The organism is Marinobacter sp. DUT-1, assembly GCF_050379415.1.
Taxonomy (GTDB): Bacteria; Pseudomonadota; Gammaproteobacteria; order Pseudomonadales; family Oleiphilaceae; genus Marinobacter.
In genome coordinates, this window is sequence record NZ_JBNRLS010000002.1 from 283,915 (window position 1) to 300,316 (window position 16,402).

The following is a 16,402-nucleotide window of genomic DNA, read 5'->3' on the forward strand; positions in this document are numbered from 1 at the left end:
AGGGGAAGGCGATGACTGACGGCAAAGACAACAATAACAATCCTGAGCCGGTAATTGTGCGTCTGGACGATACCGCCCGGAACGAAGCACAATCCATTCTTTACCATGCTTATCGGAATGAGCCGACGTTCCAGTATCTGTTTGATCACCGGCGCCCGGGCTATGATCAGCGTGTCCGCGCCACCGTACGGGAATTGATAGACCTGTACTTTGAGTATAATCAGGACGCTATCGGTGTAATGGTGGATAATACGCTGGTGGCGGTGGCATTCGTGGGCGAGCCCGAATTACGGATGAACCTGGCGGAACAGTTCAGCTGGCGCATTCGCATGGTGTTGACCACCGGTTTTGCGTCTACCCGTCGCTACCTCGATTATCACGAGAAAATACGAAACATGCTCCCCCAACCCCAGGCGCACCAGCTGCCGTTGATGGGGGTGGATCCGAAATACCAGAACCGTGGTTATGGCCGGCTGCTGCTGAAGACGGTTGAACGGCTTTGTAGCGAAAATCCACGGGGCAGCGGCCTGGTGCTGGATACCGGCAATAGCCGCTATCTGCCGTTCTACGAATCCGAAGGGTTCAGCAGCCTGGGCAAGATCCGTCTGGGTGATTACGAGGACCACGTGCTGTTCCGGGAACTGAAACCGGAGGGCAAAGCTGCCGCCTCTGGACCCGATTGAAGTCATTTTCATCGACAGGAGAAACTGTGTCTGACAGTCTGGATTATGATCTGATCGTTATTGGCGCCGGTTCCGGCGGTGTCCGTCTGGCCCGGATGTCCGCCCAGCGAGGCGCACGGGTAGCTGTAGTGGAATCCCGTTATCTCGGTGGAACCTGTGTAAACGTCGGCTGTGTCCCGAAAAAACTGTTCGTCTACGGGGCACACGTTCACGATGAGCTGGAAGATGCAGCAGGTTATGGCTGGAACGTTCCCCTGGGCGATGTCAGTTTCGACTGGTCCACGCTTGTGGCCAACAAGAATGCCGAAATCGAACGACTCAACGGCATCTACGGGCGCCTTCTCGAAAACGCCGCGGTAACGATAATCCAGGGCACCGCTACCCTCCAGGATGCCAATACCGTTCAGGTTGGCGATACCTCCTATACTGCCAAACACATCACAGTAGCCACGGGCAGCTGGCCGGTTGTTCCCGATGTGCCCGGCAAGGAGCACATTCTGACTTCAAACGAGATGTTCTACCTGCCGCAACTGCCGAAACATGCAGTGGTCTGGGGCGGTGGCTACATAGCGGTGGAGTTTGCCGGCATCCTGGCCGGTTTGGGTGTGGAAACCACCTTGCTCTACCGGGGCGAGCTGTTCCTGCGTGGGTTTGACGACGACATTCGTCATTTCACCGAGCAGGAGATGCGCAAGAAAGGCGTCAACCTGCAGTTTGGCACCACGATCGAGGCTGTCGAGCCCAACGATACCCACTATCAGGTCAAGCTCAGCACCGGCGAAACCCTGGACACCGGTCTGGTTATGGCGGCAACCGGGCGCCGGGCGCTCGTTGACGGTCTTGGCCTGACAGACCTGGGCGTAGAGCTGAGTGCCTCGGGGCATATCGTGGTGGATGACGCGTTCCAGACCGCCGTTCCTTCAATCACTGCGCTTGGCGATGTAATCGGCACTCCGCAGCTGACTCCGGTGGCCCTGGCGCAGGCCATGGTGCTTTCCCGTCGCCTGTTCGGGGACGGGCAGGGCGAGATGGACTACACCGCCATTCCAACGGCGGTTTTCTGTCAGCCGAATATCGGAACAGTCGGCCTGACCGAGTTCGAGGCCCGGGATAAGGGGCGCAAGCTGAGGATCTACCGTTCCGAGTTCCGTCCCATGAAATACACCCTGAGTGGCCGTGACGAGCGGTGCCTCATGAAACTGGTTGTTGATGACGACTCCGACAAGGTACTCGGTGCTCATATGGTGGGTCCGGATGCCGGAGAGATCATCCAGGGCCTGGCGGTCGCCATCAAAGCAGGGGCAACCAAGGCCGAGTTTGATTCCACCATGGGGATTCACCCGACCTCCGCTGAGGAATTCGTCACCATGAGAGAGCCCGTCGCCTGACCCTCTCCGGGCCAGCCAGACACGATGGCTGGCCCTTCCTTTATTCCCCCCGAATGACCGTCCAGCGGCCCAGGACTTCCTGGAGGTTTTCCTTCCGGACCGGTTTGGCCAGGAAATCATTCATTCCGCTACCAAGACAGATGGATTCCGTCGCCGGCAGAACGTCGGCCGTCAGTGCAATGATGGGAATACCCTGCTGGCCGTTACTACGTTCCCATTCCCGGATCCGCCGGGTTGCTTCGTAGCCATCCATGACCGGCATCTGGCAGTCCATCAGGATCAGGTCATAGCCGGTATGGTTGCGCTGGACGATATTCACCGCTTCTTCACCGTTTGCCGCCGTGTCCGTGCGGAATCCCAGACGGGTCAGCATCGCCGAAGCCACGCGCTGGTTTACCGGGTTGTCTTCCACCACCAGAGCGTGGGATACCCCCTCGTCGGGGCTTCGGGCAGGGGGTGTTTTCCTGGTCGGGCCGGAGATGACCGTCGGCCCCAGTTCGAAGGGCAGCTCAAAGCGGAAGCTGGAGCCCTGGCCGAGGTCGCTCTCTACCTGGATATGCCCCCCCATCAGTTCTACCAGACGCTGGACCAGTGAAAGGCCGAGGCCAGTGCCGCCATAACGACGGGTGTTGCCGGAATCCAGCTGCTCGAAGGAATTGAAGATATCGTGCACACGCTCGGCGGGCATGCCAGCGCCGGAGTCGTTTACAGCACAGTTGAGCACAATGGTGTTTTCCTCAAGGGGAAAACAGCCCGCACGGACACTGATGGCACCCTCTGCGGTAAACTTGATGGCATTGTCCAGCAGACCCGCGATGATTTGCCGCATTCTGCCGGCATCACCAATGACCAGGGCTTTCTCGGGCCAGTCGCCATAGAACTCGACGCTGAGGGAGAGGCCGTGCTGCTCCGCCTGGTGACGATAGGATGCCGCGCAGTTGTCGATAACGTTGCGAAGGTCAAACTCGCGGTTCTCGAGCCGTATTTCCCCGCCATCCATCTGGGCATAGTCGAGGATGTCGCTGATAACGGTCAGCAGGTCTTCCGTGGATTGTCGCGCGGTTCTCAGGTAATCCCGCTGGCGGCACGTAAGTGGTTCCTCTTCAATCAGGTCGACCATCCCAAGAACCCCGTTAAGTGGCGTGCGCAGTTCGTGGCTCATGGTCGCCAGAAACTCGGATTTCGCCTGGTTGGCCGCTACCGCTTTTTCCCGGGCCGATTCTGATGCCGACAACACTTGATCATGGTTTGCCTTGAGGGTTGCAAGGTGTTCAGCAAGCTTATTAAGTTTCTGTTCTATCAGGTTGATATCTCTGGAGCTTCCAGAGGTTTTCGAAACGGCCGTCGCGTAATCGCGGTTGATCAGGCGGTCGATCCGTTCGGACAGGCCGTGAATGGGCGAAAGAATATTGCCGAGAAAATGCCTGACCACCAGGACCGTAAACAGCAGCAGTGAGGAGCCAACGGCGATGGACGTCCACAGGATTTCCTGTTCTCTGGCCTGTAGGGCAAGTGTGCTGACGCCGACCTCAATAGTGCCGACCCTGAGTGCCCCTGAATCAAACCCGAACTCCGGAGCAAACCACTCGTTTGCTTCGTTGGCCCCGATTTTCAGTGGCAACTGCAGGATCTCCGCCTCGAACGTCAGGTAGTCCCCGGCCTGTTCCGTCTCTGGCTCACTCGCGGCCCGGACCATGCCGATTTCCTTTCCCATGACATCCGTTACCCTGACCCAGGCTGCGTTACTGTATTTCAGGGACTGGGAAAGCATTTGTTCCAGCGCCATGCTGTTGCCCGAGACGACCGGATACTCGAGCGCGGGAGCCAGGCTGTCAGCCAGCATCTGTCCGCCCTTCATCAGGTCCCTGCGCGCATCCTCGAGCCGGGCCGAGGTGAAAAACGCCATCAGCACGACAAACATCACCACAGCGGGCAGGGCGCCGAGGAGCAAGAGCTTTCGGGAGAGAGAAATCTTCGCAGTCCTGGCCCTGTTCATTCCCTAGAACTCCCATACTGCGCACGCGCCTGATCAAGATCCCGTTGCAGGGTTTCCTTGTCAGGCAAGGGAATGTTCAGGGACCGCGCCACCTGACTGTTGATCTCCACGCTGTATTGATCCGGGTAGTCCGGAGCCGGTAATTCACCGTTGGCAAAATAGTGATGCAGCTGATCTGCAGCGGCCTTCGCCATGGCGGGAAACGGTGCGTAACCCGATGCCAGAGAGCCCGCCTTGACATAAGCCTGGCTCGGGCCAATGACGATCCGGTTTCGGCGGTAGGTGGTCAGCAGGATGTGTTTGATGGTGCTGGGGTTATAGATACGGTCATCCGGCCCGGCGAGCAGGAAATCGCCGTAGCTTAATGCCCTGACCAGAGTCGGAATAAGATCCTGCTGTGTATCAATGATGAAAACCCTTGGTTGCAGGCCCATGGCAGGCAATTCATCGACTACCGGCTCATAAAGGCCGGCCGTCTCGGTACTCGCTAAGATGGCTACCTTGGTTGCCTGGGGCAGAACCGCCTTTCCTATCAACGCCTGAAGTTCCAGGGGCACATCGTAATAAACCGCTGATATCTGGCCCGGGTTACGTGCCGCATAATCCTTTATGAAAGACCGCTCCACCAGCATGGCCAGGATCGGGGCACGGCGGTTGGCCTGACGCACCCTGGAAAAGGCCGAGGGGCCGATGGTCACGATCGGGGCATCATCCGGGGTCGCAGTCTGCCCATTGGTCAGTGGGCGAACGGAGGTATCCTCACCTAATGCGTCCCCGAGCAGCCGGGTCATGTGCTGGTCCAGGGCGGGATTGCCGGAGCCTGCCAGGTAGACAGTACGAGGGCCTGATTCCTGACACCAAGCCAGGGTGGAAAACAGAAGAAACAAAAGACCATACAGAGAGCTGCGACTCCGGGCCCTGCTACTCTGATTATTGTCCTGCTGCAGTTGAACGATCCTTTTCATACCTTCCCGGGTCACAGGCTATCCTTGGCTGAAAAATTCAGAACCGGATTCCGGCTTCAACGAAAAACTGGTTATGATCCTCAATCCGGTTGTCCGGACTCATCCATGCCTCTGGATTCAGATAGTGTTGCATCGTGAGCGCCAGCACGTAACTGTAGTCTGGCGCGTCCACCCGTTTGGCGAGCCGGAAATCCGCACGCTCAAAACGGGTATCCCTGACCTCGTTCGTCCAGTAATAGGCCACCGAGGACGTGAGGTCCATCGGGAGTTCCTGGATCCAGGCGAAGCTGCCGGAGTGCCGGGCGGATAGCCGACCCAGCAAATCAACTGCGTACTGTTGATCGCTTTCGGACAGGGCGGCTGGATCACCAATGTAGCGGCCATCCTGGTCGAGATAGCCGTAGGTCGCGCGCAACATCGTCCCCGGAAACTCCAGTGAGGTTTCAATTTCAAATCCCTCCTGGTCCAGATCAACGTTGTTGTCTATGGTCCATTCCTCTTCGTTGATTACGCCGCTGATCATGTCGTTCAGATCATCATTGAAATAGCGTATTTCTGTGGAAAACAGCGCATTATCCAGATGAAACTGGCCGAAATAACTAATCTCGCGAGATGTGATCCATTCTTCCTCAAGGTCCTCACCAAGCGTTGAGGTTTGGGGGTCTACTAGATCCTCGATAAGAAACCGCACCCCTTCAAGCGCGGTGAACGGCGGCTGGACATTGGCTGGTCGGTATGACCAGTCAGGGTCCTGCTCAAACGCATCCGGTGTTCGCACGGCGCGAGAGTATACAAACCGAAGCGCGTGGTTATCATTGAAGATGAAATTCGAGGCTGCCCGGGGAGAAAAATAACCTTCACGGGTTGTTGTGGTTTTCTCGTAGTTCCCGCCGGCGTTGAATGTTACCCACCGGGTCGGGGAGTATTCGACGTTGGCGAATACCCGGCTCTGGTAGTTGTTGCCCCGTCCATTGAAGAACGTTTCCGAATCAAAGGTATCCTTGCGATAGCCAACCCCTGATACCAGCTTCAGTTCCGGATTGATCAGCAGCGTATCCTGTAATTCGAATTCCTGTCGGGACTCTTCAATGTCCTCGTTCAGATCAGCGATGAAGATGAGATCCGGGTCGCTCGGAAAAGGGCTGTCCGGCGGCAAAAGCGTAGAAAATTCGTCTGCGGGGATGGCAATGGACCAGCGCTGTCGTCGTTTCTGGTCCTGATAGCTGGCCTGCACGTGATAGAAATGGTTGGGGGATGTTCCGCCATTGAACCGGACATGCAAGTAGTAATCGTCCATCAGGATATCCGGGTCGGTTACCGCCCCCAGCTTTCCGGATTTGAATCTGTCCTCTTCGTTGACCCCCTCCAGTGCCCCCGCCCGGAAATCAACGGAGTGCCGATTATCGAATTTCAGGATGCTGTCAAAGTTGAAATTGTTGGTGTCATGGCCGTCATGGAACGGGACCGACTCGCCGCCCTCTAACTGAGAGTCAAAGCCGTTGGATTTGCGTTTTTCGTAGGACAGTCGCCAACTGCCGCCGGGATTGGCATCACCAACAGAGGTAAACGTTCTCAGATAACCCCGGGAACCGGATGCGGCATAGGCCTCGACCCCGGCCGTGTCGTCGGGTGAACGGGTAATGATGTTAACGGTACCAAGAAAGGCATTGATACCATAGGCGGCAGAGTTGGGGCCCCGGCTGACCTCGATGCGCTCGATATTCTCCAGCGCCACCGGCATGGCTAACCAGTCCACATCAGCAAGACTCGCGCGGTATGCTGTACGTCCATCGATCAGGACCTGAAGCCGGCGCTGTTCATACTGAGATGTGCCGTGGTACGTTGCCACGGGATTGGTACTGCCCCGGTCGCCCACGACCATCCCGGGTACCAGCCTCAAGGCTTCCACCAGGTTCATGATCCCGAGGTCGCGAATCATTTCACCGGTAAGAATGGTAGTGGTACCAGGTACCTTTAGCTTGGATTGCCGCAGCCGGGTAGTGGTCAGCACTTCAGGAAGTTCGGAGAGTTCGCCGTCAAGGGCGAAGATTTCCGACGATAGTAAGGGGTCGGAAACCTGAGCATGGGCCGGCAAAGATGCAGCGGAGACCAGCATCAGAGCGTAACGGAATGACCGGCAGCGCGGCAGGTTTATGAAACTTAACTGCAATCTAGTCGAAACACTCATGAATCACGTTCTATAATTTGCCGGTCTCAGGGGGTTAAACACGGTATTCTTGTTGTTTTACCTATCGTAGGGGACTACACACGGTTTGTCTCTCAATATTGTAATCAATCTCTGGGCTGGGAGTTACAGCTATATGAATTGCTGGGAGATCCTTGGAATCGAACCAACCAGTGACCGTCAGCGAATACAGCAGGCGTATGAACAACAGCTGAAATTTGCCTCTGGCGAGGAGGCAGATAGGCTGGATCAGGCTTTTCGCGAAGCGACCGGTGAGGCACCGGTGAGCGAACAGAAAGAAGACGCCGAAGAGGCTGAAGCTTCCCCGGCTAACCAGGAGAGTGCTACCCGCGATACGGTAGCCGGACGCCCTCTCGACAGCCAGGAAGGTCAAATCGTCCGGGAGGTAATTATTCAGATCAAAGCGTTGCTGAATGATTCCCGGCGGAGCAAGGATGTGGGTATCTGGAAGGCGATTCTGTGCGAGCCGCCTGCGGACAAGCCAGCCCTGCGCCGGGAAATTGCCGGCCAGCTGGAGCCTCAGCTACGGCCAATGGCGGAAAACGGCAGCCTCGCAGCCCCGGTGACCCGTTTTCTTGGCGAATGGTTCGACTGGTACAGCCTGCAGGATGCACCAGAGGAACCGGTTGATGAGCGAAATTACCCGGAACCCGGCATGGCCGGGGATGAGCCGGAACAGCCGCCCCAGATGGTGAACTTCTGGCCGGCTGTCATCGGCTGGATTGTGGGGCTGATAATCCTGGCATCAATTTTTGGCGGTATGGGCGGGGGATGATTCCCTTGCCTGTTCAATTTTCTCCCGATATTTCTGGGCCAGGATCGCCCCGACAATCACCTGGATCTGGTTGTAGCACATGATCGGCAGGACGATCATGCCAAAGCCCGGATGACCGGAAAACAACACCTTGGCCATGGGCAGCCCCGATGCCAGGCTTTTCTTCGATCCGCAGAATACCACCGCAGTTTCATCCTCCAGACTGAAGCCGAACCGCCGTACCAGGAACCGCGCCATCACCATGAAGAAGCCGAGCAAGGCAAAACACAGGGCGATGGCAAAGACGATTGCCTGCAACGGCAGGTTCTGCCAGAGCCCGCTTACAACTGAATGGGAAAACGCGGAATACACGATCAGCCAGATCACGCATTGATCGTAACGCGCCATGAGTTTCTCGTTCCGGGCCAGGTAACCTCCCAACCAGGGTCGCATGGCATGGCCCACTGCAAACGGCAGCAACAGCTGCATCACAATATCCTTCAGCGCCTCAGCAACCGAAAATCCTCCCGCACCGGACGTACTGACCAGCAACAATAACAGGAACGGTGTCAGCATCATGCCGAAGACATTCGAGGCTGCCGCGCTACAGATCGCCGCTGGGACGTTGCCCTTGGCCATCGCGGTGTAGGCAATGGAAGAGGAGACCGCGGAGGGCAGAACGCCCAGGTAGAGGAAACCAAGCCCAAGGTCCTTCGGCATCCACGTTGGGATGATGTCCGAGAGCGCGTTGATAGGCAGAACGGCCAGCGGAAAGAAGACGAAGGTGAGGGCCGTGATCAGGATGTGCAGGCGCCAGTGGGTCGCGCCGGCAATGATCTGTTCCCTGGACAGCGCGGCCCCGTGGAAAAAGAACAGCAATGCCACGGCAATAGTGCCGGCCGTTGTCAGCCAGTCCGCTGCAGAACCGGTAGCAGGAAGGAAAGAGGCAAGGACGATGGCCCCGAGTAACAGCAGGGTAAAGGTATCAACGCGCAACTTCATGAAATGGCAGCTCCCGGATTGAGGGCATCAAGGCTGGGTTGGAGCAGTTCCCGGGCCAGTTGTCCGGCCTTCTGGGCTTCACCGCGACGGATGGCGGCCAGCAGCAGTTCGTGGTCTTCCTGTGACGGTTCCGGAAGATCGGCATCCATCTCGGTGCGCTCGATGGTCTGGCTGACCCCGTGGGAAAAATAATCATAGAGCTCAAGCAGGGCAGGGTTGTGGGAGGCCATGACCACGGCATGGTGAAACCGCTCGTCATGCTTGATGCGCTCCTCAAGATTATTGGCCGAGCGCGCGCGGGCATCGAGGGCATCGGTCATGCGTTTGAGATCGTCTTCCGTCCGCCGCAGTGAGGCCAGCTTGGCGGCCTCGGATTCAAGCATGATGCGGACCTCCAGCTGATCGGCCAGCTCGGTGCGGGCAATGCGCCGCAGCGTTTCGCCGGCATCACGGGTGGCGCGCACGTAGGTACCGTCACCCTGACGGGTTTCCAGCATGCCCACATGCACCAGTACGCGGACGGCCTCACGGACGGTGTTACGGCTCACGCCGAGGGACTCGGACAGCTCCGACTCTACCGGAAGCTTGTCTCCGAGCCCCCAGTCTCCCTTCTCGATGGCTTGCCTGAGGCTCTCGATGGCGGTTTCCACCAGAGAGCCTTTTCGGATTCTTTCCAGCATCAGGTGATCATCCTTCTATCAGATGAACCAATCATCCTATGAATAACTGGAAAATTCAACGGCAGCGGAACTGCCGTTGGAGGTGTCAGTGGGCGGGGTTCAGGAACTGGTAATCCGCGGTCTCCACATGCCGGGTGGCGAACCGGTAGGTGAAGGTAAAACCCGGCCAGTTCACTGTGTTCTTGCCATTCTCGTCGAGGTACCAGGAAGTGCAGCCGGTATCCCAGACCGTTCCCTCCAGCCCGGTCTGAACCACCTGGGAAAAACGCTCCTGACGGTCTTCGCGGACATCCATGGCGGCTCCCGGGTACTTGTCCAGTGCCTTCAGGCAATCGAGAACGTAGCGGAACTGGGATTCGAGCATGTACAGAATGGAGTTGTGGGCCAGGTTGGTGTTTGGCCCGTAGAGCATGAACATATTGGGAAACCCACTGACAGTGATGCCTTTGAAAGCCACCGCGCCGTTCTTCCAGGCCTCATTCAGGTTCTTGCCGTTGCGACCGATAATGGTAATCGGTGAAAGAAACTCGGATGCCCGGAAACCGGTGGCCAGTATGATGGCATCGGCCGGGTAGTGAGCGCCGTCGGCGGTGACCACACCGTCCGGTGCGACCTCTCGGATGGCGTCGGTGACCAGGTTTACGTTGGTCTGGTTGATGGCAGGGTACCAGTCGTTGGAGATCAGGATACGCTTACAGCCAATCTGATAATCCGGGATGATCTTCCGGAGTTTTTCCGGGTCAGTAACCCGTTTTTGCGCCTCCTTGCGGGCCTGTCGGGCGAAAATTTCCAGCAGACCATTGAAGCGGGTGAAGGCCAATGCCCGGCTTTCGTTCTTCCAGTAGATCAGGTACCGGTAGAGCCGGTCCCAGATTGGCAGTTTGCTGAACAGCCACTGCTCCCAGGGCTTGAACGGGCGATCCGGCTTGGGCAGGACCCATGCGGCGCTGCGCTGGAAGAGGTTGAGGGTGTTCGCCTGTTTGGCGACTTCGGGCACAAACTGGATGGCACTTGCACCGGTGCCAATCACGGCGACCTTCTTGCCGGTGAGATCGTAGTCGTGGTCCCAGCGGGCGGAATGGAACATCCGCCCCCGGAAATGGTCCAGGCCTTGGATTTTTGGACAGGCCGGCTGGTTCAACTGGCCCGTCGCGGTGATGAGAATGCGGGCGGTGAGTGTTTCCCCGGAGGTCAGGGTCACATTCCAGCGGTTGAGACGCTGATCAAAGTTGGCCTGCGAAACCTCCGAATTGAACCGGATGTGCTCGCCAAGCCCGTACTTTTCAACGCAGTGCTCCATATAACCCAGGATTTCACTCTGGAGGCCGAATTTGCGGGACCAGTCGTGTTTGGGTTCAAAGGAGTAGGAATAGAAGTGGGACTGGACGTCACAGGCGGCGCCGGGATAGGTGTTGTCGCGCCAGGTGCCGCCCACGCGGCTGGCTTTTTCCAGCAGGGTAATGTTGTGGTAGCCCGCTTTCTTGAGCTGAATCGCCATCCCCAATCCGCCAAAACCGGTGCCGATGATGAGTATGGATGGGGACTCGGTGTGTGCTCTTTGCATGATTCTCGCTGCCCGGATGTTGTTATTTTCATGGACTCGTCCCGAGTATACGGCGACCTACGAAAGGAATGTATGACTTATTCGCACATTGGAGTTAGTCAGAATTCTCAACCGGGCAGGGAGGTTAGCAGCTCATCTGCAGGTTGAGTCAGCAGTTCCGACACCAGCGATTGCTGGAACTGGCGGCGGATGCTGATTGCATAGAACTCCTCGTAGACACCGGGTAGGGCGCCGTAATCCTGCAATACCCCGGCACGCAGCTCATCCCTGACCACAACCGGCGGCAACACCGCAAAGTTTCGGGTATCACGGGTAAGCAGTCGCATCATCGCCATGTCATCCACTTCTGCGATGATGTTCGGGTAGATGCCGTGGTATTCGCAGATCTGGTCGAAAGCCTGCCGGATATGGTTGTCCGGTCCGGGTACGATCAGGTTCTTCCCGTGCAGGAATTTGGGTAGGTCAGGCATGCTGTTGTCCCCGGGCGGGCCGATGATGCTCACGGGTTGCCGGGCCAGGCGCCTTGAGCGCCAGGGATTCTGGTCATCGCCCTGGACTGGCTGATTGGAGAGAATCAGGTCCAGCCGGTGGGCTGAGAGGCGCCTGAGCAGATCATCAAGGCTGCCGCTCTGGAGCTTCAGTTCCAGATCCTTCCGCCCCAGAAGCGGCCTCAGGAATCCCTCCTGAAAGTTCCTGGACAGCGTGGCAACTGCGCCCACCTTGAGAATCTCCCGGTTGGCCTGGCTCCCGGAACGGAACAATGCGGCCAGTTCCTCTCCCTGCCGGAAAATGTCCTCGGCGTAGTTAAAGGCAACCCGTCCTGCCTCCGACAGTCGTAACCGGCGCCCCTCACGGATGAAAAGGTCATGCCCGAGACTCTCCTCCAGTTTCCGGATCTGCCCCGACAAGGCCGATTGGGAAACATGGAGTGATTCGGCAGCCTTGGTCAGGTGACCGACGCGGGCCACGGTCCAGAAATAGTAGAGGTGGTGGTAGTTCAGTCGCATTCGAGCATTCCCGGAAAACGTTCTGTTTAAGTGAACGGTTTGATATTTATAAACCATTTTTATCGATGCTGCACTCCCGGCAAAGTATGCATACGCGATGAAGGGAGTTAAGCATGAACGAGAGCCTCAGTTTTTTATCCATTCCGGTGCTGATCGGCTGGCTTTTGCTGCCAATCAGTTTCTTTGCCGTTGCCGTTTTCAGTAACTGGACACGTAACCCGCTCAAACTCCGCCATTGCTGGCGCATTTCCGAGGGCCTCCTGTTGGCAACGTTGGCAACTACGGGCATCGTAGGTGTGCTGTTGTTGCTGGATGCCTGGCTGATTGACACCGGACTGCCGGAGATGGGTGCCCGCCTTGGCCTGTACCCGGATGCACTGGCGGTCTGGATGGGCGTGATGGTGGCGTTCATCGGATGGGTGATTCTCCGGTACGCCCGTGATTATCTTGCCGGCGATCCGGCGCGGGAGACATTCCTGCCCTGGTTCCTGACAACGCTGGCCTGTGTGCTCCTGCTGGTGTTTACCGACCACATGCTGGTACTTGCAGGCGCCTGGATCGGTGTCAGCCTGGCGCTGCACCAACTACTGACCCTGTACGGGGACCGGCCGGAGGCGCGGCTCGCCGCAGCCCAGAAATTCATTGCCAGCAGGCTCGGTGATGTGTGCGTTATCGCCAGTGTCCTGCTGCTCTGGAGCCATTACGGCACGTTCCGACTGCCCGAGATGATCGAAGGAGGAGCGGTTGTAGGCCAGTCTTCCGCAACACTGACGCTTGCCTCCGTACTTCTGGCGGTGGCCGCCATCCTGAAATGTGCCCAGATTCCCTTCCACGGCTGGCTGCTGCGGGTCATGGAAGCTCCCACACCGGTTTCTGCCTTACTCCACGCCGGTGTCATCAATCTGGGAGGTTTCCTGTGGCTGCGACTGTTCCCGGTGTTTGAGGGATTCACCGCCGGCCACGCGCTGTTGCTGGTGGTGGGCGGGGGCACCGCCCTGATTGCGGTGCTCACCATGATGACCCAGACCTCCGTCAAGCATGCCCTGGCCTGGTCCACCATTTCCCAGATGGGCTTCATGCTCTTCGAAATCGCGCTCGGAGCCTATGTGCTGGCGCTGCTGCACCTGCTCGCGCACTCCCTCTACAAGGCACATTCCTTCCTGGCGTCGGGCCGGACGGTCAAGGTTTCCGCCATCTCGTTCCACTCCGGCTCAGCAACTGGCGGCAACATCATGCTGGCCGGTGCCGGTGCGGCACTCGCCACCCTGATCCTTTGGCTCTGGCCTGATCTGGTTGAGGGCAAATCGGTGCTTGCCGGCCTGTTGGTCCTCGCGGTTACCAGCGTCATCGTCGGCATCCCCAGCGGTGCCAGCGCCAGAACAAGGGCGCTGGTCATGGCCATGGCCCTAATGCTGGTGCCGCTCTATGGCGCACTGCATGCTGTGCTCGGTGGTGTATTCGGAGCGCACCAAGCGATGCTGCCGCCCCTCGAGGCTTCCATTTTTGCCTGGGGAATCCTGATTGCCCTGGCAATGTTCTCTGTGCTCATACTGGTTGCCAGCCAGACCAGAGCAGTACGTGTTCTCCAGACTCGCTTCAGCCAGGGGCTGCGTCTTGAACAGCCTTTTGAGCAGATCACCCGCAAACTTGCCAGTGATGCACTCAACGTTCCGCACAAAACTCGCGACCACCTGTCCGGTTATCCCGCTACTGCAGGAGAAAGATCATGACCGCGAAACTCGCCGTTTCCCTGACAGCCCCGAAGAAAGAAGTAACCGAGTTGCTATCGGGAATTTGCCAGACGATTGCACCGGTCTGGCCGTTGGACCGCTGGATTGCCGTTAATCCGTGGTGGGGCCTGCGGGACATGCCGATCATCGGCGCAGCCCGGAAGCTTCAGCACAATGCCGGCATAGGAATGCTGATGCCCGCCGAGTTTTACCTGAACGCCCTGGAAAGCGGTCGGATCCGGGAGGAGGACCTCCTGGAGGTTATCTCGGAGCGGGAGCTGGAGGTGTCGGTTGATGCTGTCATCGGTGCCCTGAAACGCAGTCCAGGTGGCACCCGGCAGGTCTTTTCCGCACTGGAACATTTTCCGGCGGCGGATTCCCGGCCGTCCCCGGCGGCAGAGGTCAGGGAACAGATTGGCCGTGTCTGCGCGAGATTCTTTGACCAGAGACAGTCTCGGTGGCGCTCTGAGGATGACTCCGGGAGTCTGTTTGCGTTCTGGCTGGACCAGACTCGCATCGACCCCTGGCCGGGCAAGGGAACGGAGCTTGGGATTACTCGCGAAGCGCTTGCAGGACTCCCGTCAGATTGGCCTCAGGCGGCCGAACGGATCATCCAAGGTCTGCCCTATACCGAGGGTGAACTGGAAGCCCTGGGCCACAGCCTGCTTTGCGGTCTGCCGGGGTGGGCCTCCTGGTGCCGGGGTGTTGACTGGCGCGCGGGACTGGAGGGCCGTACCTCGCATGTTTGCGACGAGCTACTGACGATTCTTCTGGCCTGGGAGTGGCTTGCCATTGACCGACTGCCGGTGAAAAGCAAGGCAGCTTGGCAGCGCAGCCGGGGAACCTGGACGGACACCACAAGCGATTCACCGGCGCTTGATCTTCAGGAAATGAGCCCCTGGCTTTTCCAGCGGTCGTTTGAACTGGCCTGGACCCGGAGCCTGGAGGACAGGCTGATCAAGGCCGCCTCTCACCACGAAAAGGACAAGGTAACGCCACCGGCCATTCAGGCGGCGTTCTGTATTGATGTTCGTTCCGAGGTATTCCGGCGCCATCTGGAAGCAGGAAGGCCGGGAATCCAGACCATCGGCTTTGCGGGGTTCTTCGGCGTTCCTGTGACCCATCAACAGCCGGGGCCCAGGGAAGATGAGCCTCGGCTTCCGGGCTTGCTGGCACCCAGTTACCGGTTCAATGAATCCACCGGCAACCTGACGGAAGATATGGATCTGAACCGTCGTCTGGACCAACGGGAGATGACCAGGGAATCAGTTCGGAAGGGCAAGTATTCCAGCCTTTCCACCTTTACCCTGGTGGAAACAACCGGGCTCGCCTGGGCATGGAAACTGATCCGTGACAGCCTGAACCGGAATTCCGCTTCAGCATCCGGTGAGGAAGGGCTCGGGGAAGGGCGCCTGTGCCACGTCCACGGAGGTGATCCGGTCCGGGACGAGGAAAGGGTCGCAATTGCCGAGAACCTGTTGCGGGGCATGTCCCTCACCAGTAATTTTGGCAGCCTGCTGTTACTGGTCGGCCACGGGACCCACACCGATAACAACCCGAACGAGGCCGGACTGGCCTGCGGTGCCTGCGGCGGCAAGAGCGGTGGTGTCAACGCCAGGATCGCTGCCGACCTGCTCAACGATCGGATTGTTCGCGAGGGCCTTGCAGAGCGAGGAATCCGCATTCCGGATTACTGCTGGGCGTTGGCGGCGGAACATTGCACGGTCACCGACCGGGTCAGGATTATTGGCCGTGACCGGGTGCCGGACTCCCACCTGATCCGGCTTGAAGAGTTGGAGCGCGCCCTGGCGGAAGCCGGCCATGAGACCCGCCGTGAGCGGGCCGCCAGCCTGGGGCTCAACGGGACCACGGACCAACAGCTGGAGCATGAGCTGACCAGACGCACCAAGAACTGGGCAGAAATCCGGCCGGAATGGGGCCTGGCAAACAATGCGGCGATTATCTTCGCCAAACGCCAGCGCAGCCGTGGTGCCAATCTTGGTGGTCGCTGCTTCCTCCACGACTACGACCCGGCTCTGGATGAGGACGGTAAGATCCTGGAAGCACTGATGACCGCCCCGATGGTGGTGGCAAACTGGATCAACCTCCAGTACTTCGCCTCCGTCACCGCGCCCACGGTCTACGGTGCCGGCAACAAGCTGCTGCATTCCGTGGTGGGAGGCAATCTCGGGGTCATTGAAGGGAATGGAACGGATTTGCGCATCGGCCTGCCGATCCAGTCGGTCCATGACGGCCGCCTTTGGAGGCACGAACCCATGCGCCTGACGGTAGTCATAGACGCGCCGGAAGCCCGCATCCGGGCCGTACTGGAAAAACATCCGGACGTAGCGGCTTTGGTGAACAACCAGTGGTTATGGTTGTACCAGCTGGGCAGTGGGGGAGAGTTGATTCCCTGGTAGGGGTGAA

The 16,402-nt window shown here is 58.4% G+C and carries 12 protein-coding genes; 5 read left to right on the top strand and 7 right to left on the bottom strand.

Annotated elements, in window-relative coordinates; all coding sequences use genetic code 11:
• Positions 1–11 precede the first annotated feature (11 nt).
• The gene (locus ACQUTG_RS06900; protein WP_428918699.1) at positions 12–683 is read left to right on the top strand and encodes a GNAT family N-acetyltransferase; all 672 of its coding nucleotides are present in this window, start codon (positions 12–14) and stop codon (positions 681–683) included.
• 26 nt (positions 684–709) lie between these two features.
• A complete protein-coding gene (gene gorA, locus ACQUTG_RS06905) occupies positions 710–2,071 on the top strand; it encodes a glutathione-disulfide reductase (RefSeq protein ID WP_428918700.1) in 1,362 nt (453 codons plus the stop codon).
• A 40-nt stretch (positions 2,072–2,111) separates the two neighbouring features.
• Here gorA and ACQUTG_RS06910 read toward each other — a convergent pair whose 3' ends face one another.
• Genes ACQUTG_RS06910 through ACQUTG_RS06920 form a run of 3 tightly spaced genes read right to left on the bottom strand, consistent with a single transcriptional unit; the run spans position 2,112 to position 7,148 of the window.
• The gene (locus ACQUTG_RS06910; RefSeq protein WP_428918701.1) at positions 2,112–4,067 is read right to left on the bottom strand and encodes an ATP-binding protein; all 1,956 of its coding nucleotides are present in this window, start codon (positions 4,065–4,067) and stop codon (positions 2,112–2,114) included.
• On the bottom strand, positions 4,064–5,032 hold the full coding sequence (locus ACQUTG_RS06915; RefSeq protein ID WP_428918702.1) for an ABC transporter substrate-binding protein: 969 nt from the start codon (positions 5,030–5,032) through the stop codon (positions 4,064–4,066). Before ACQUTG_RS06915 ends, ACQUTG_RS06910 begins: the two co-directional genes overlap by 4 nt.
• Before the next feature lie 37 nt (positions 5,033–5,069).
• A complete protein-coding gene (locus tag ACQUTG_RS06920; RefSeq protein ID WP_428918703.1) occupies positions 5,070–7,148 on the bottom strand; it encodes a TonB-dependent receptor plug domain-containing protein in 2,079 nt (692 codons plus the stop codon).
• A 205-nt stretch (positions 7,149–7,353) separates the two neighbouring features.
• Between ACQUTG_RS06920 and ACQUTG_RS06925 the strand changes: the two genes are divergently transcribed.
• The gene (locus tag ACQUTG_RS06925) at positions 7,354–8,013 is read left to right on the top strand and encodes a J domain-containing protein (RefSeq protein WP_428918704.1); all 660 of its coding nucleotides are present in this window, start codon (positions 7,354–7,356) and stop codon (positions 8,011–8,013) included.
• Here ACQUTG_RS06925 and ACQUTG_RS06930 read toward each other — a convergent pair.
• From ACQUTG_RS06930 to ACQUTG_RS06945, 4 genes are all read right to left on the bottom strand, one after another.
• Positions 7,984–8,994, bottom strand: a complete 1,011-nt coding sequence (locus ACQUTG_RS06930) for a bile acid:sodium symporter family protein (RefSeq protein ID WP_428918705.1) — start codon at positions 8,992–8,994, stop codon at positions 7,984–7,986. The two genes, ACQUTG_RS06925 and ACQUTG_RS06930, sit on opposite strands and share 30 nt — an antisense overlap.
• Entirely contained in the window at positions 8,991–9,674 is a 684-nt protein-coding gene (locus tag ACQUTG_RS06935; protein WP_428918706.1) for a FadR/GntR family transcriptional regulator, read from the bottom strand. Before ACQUTG_RS06935 ends, ACQUTG_RS06930 begins: the two co-directional genes overlap by 4 nt.
• Positions 9,675–9,759: 85 nt before the next feature.
• Positions 9,760–11,238, bottom strand: a complete 1,479-nt coding sequence (locus ACQUTG_RS06940) for a flavin-containing monooxygenase (protein ID WP_428918707.1) — start codon at positions 11,236–11,238, stop codon at positions 9,760–9,762.
• A gap of 107 nt (positions 11,239–11,345) precedes the next feature.
• Positions 11,346–12,245, bottom strand: a complete 900-nt coding sequence (locus ACQUTG_RS06945; RefSeq protein WP_428918708.1) for a LysR family transcriptional regulator — start codon at positions 12,243–12,245, stop codon at positions 11,346–11,348.
• Positions 12,246–12,358: 113 nt separating this feature from the next.
• Here ACQUTG_RS06945 and ACQUTG_RS06950 point away from each other — a divergent pair, with 113 nt between their 5' ends.
• Both ACQUTG_RS06950 and ACQUTG_RS06955 read left to right on the top strand, forming a co-directional pair.
• Entirely contained in the window at positions 12,359–13,975 is a 1,617-nt protein-coding gene (locus tag ACQUTG_RS06950) for an NADH-quinone oxidoreductase subunit L (protein WP_428918709.1), read from the top strand.
• On the top strand, positions 13,972–16,395 hold the full coding sequence (locus tag ACQUTG_RS06955) for a YbcC family protein (protein ID WP_428918710.1): 2,424 nt from the start codon (positions 13,972–13,974) through the stop codon (positions 16,393–16,395). The genes ACQUTG_RS06950 and ACQUTG_RS06955 overlap by 4 nt, the downstream gene beginning before the upstream one ends.
• The last annotated feature ends 7 nt before the right edge of the window (positions 16,396–16,402 follow it).

Coding starts and splice junctions, on each gene's coding strand:
- ACQUTG_RS06900 (WP_428918699.1), top strand. CDS start 12: ATGACTGACGGCAAAGACAACAATAACAATCCTGAGCCGGTAATTGTG.
- ACQUTG_RS06910 (WP_428918701.1), bottom strand. CDS start 4,067: ATGAACAGGGCCAGGACTGCGAAGATTTCTCTCTCCCGAAAGCTCTTG.
- ACQUTG_RS06915 (WP_428918702.1), bottom strand. CDS start 5,032: ATGAAAAGGATCGTTCAACTGCAGCAGGACAATAATCAGAGTAGCAGG.
- ACQUTG_RS06920 (WP_428918703.1), bottom strand. CDS start 7,148: ATGCTGGTCTCCGCTGCATCTTTGCCGGCCCATGCTCAGGTTTCCGAC.
- ACQUTG_RS06925 (WP_428918704.1), top strand. CDS start 7,354: ATGAATTGCTGGGAGATCCTTGGAATCGAACCAACCAGTGACCGTCAG.
- ACQUTG_RS06930 (WP_428918705.1), bottom strand. CDS start 8,994: ATGAAGTTGCGCGTTGATACCTTTACCCTGCTGTTACTCGGGGCCATC.
- ACQUTG_RS06935 (WP_428918706.1), bottom strand. CDS start 9,674: ATGCTGGAAAGAATCCGAAAAGGCTCTCTGGTGGAAACCGCCATCGAG.
- ACQUTG_RS06940 (WP_428918707.1), bottom strand. CDS start 11,238: ATGCAAAGAGCACACACCGAGTCCCCATCCATACTCATCATCGGCACC.
- ACQUTG_RS06945 (WP_428918708.1), bottom strand. CDS start 12,245: ATGCGACTGAACTACCACCACCTCTACTATTTCTGGACCGTGGCCCGC.
- ACQUTG_RS06950 (WP_428918709.1), top strand. CDS start 12,359: ATGAACGAGAGCCTCAGTTTTTTATCCATTCCGGTGCTGATCGGCTGG.
- ACQUTG_RS06955 (WP_428918710.1), top strand. CDS start 13,972: ATGACCGCGAAACTCGCCGTTTCCCTGACAGCCCCGAAGAAAGAAGTA.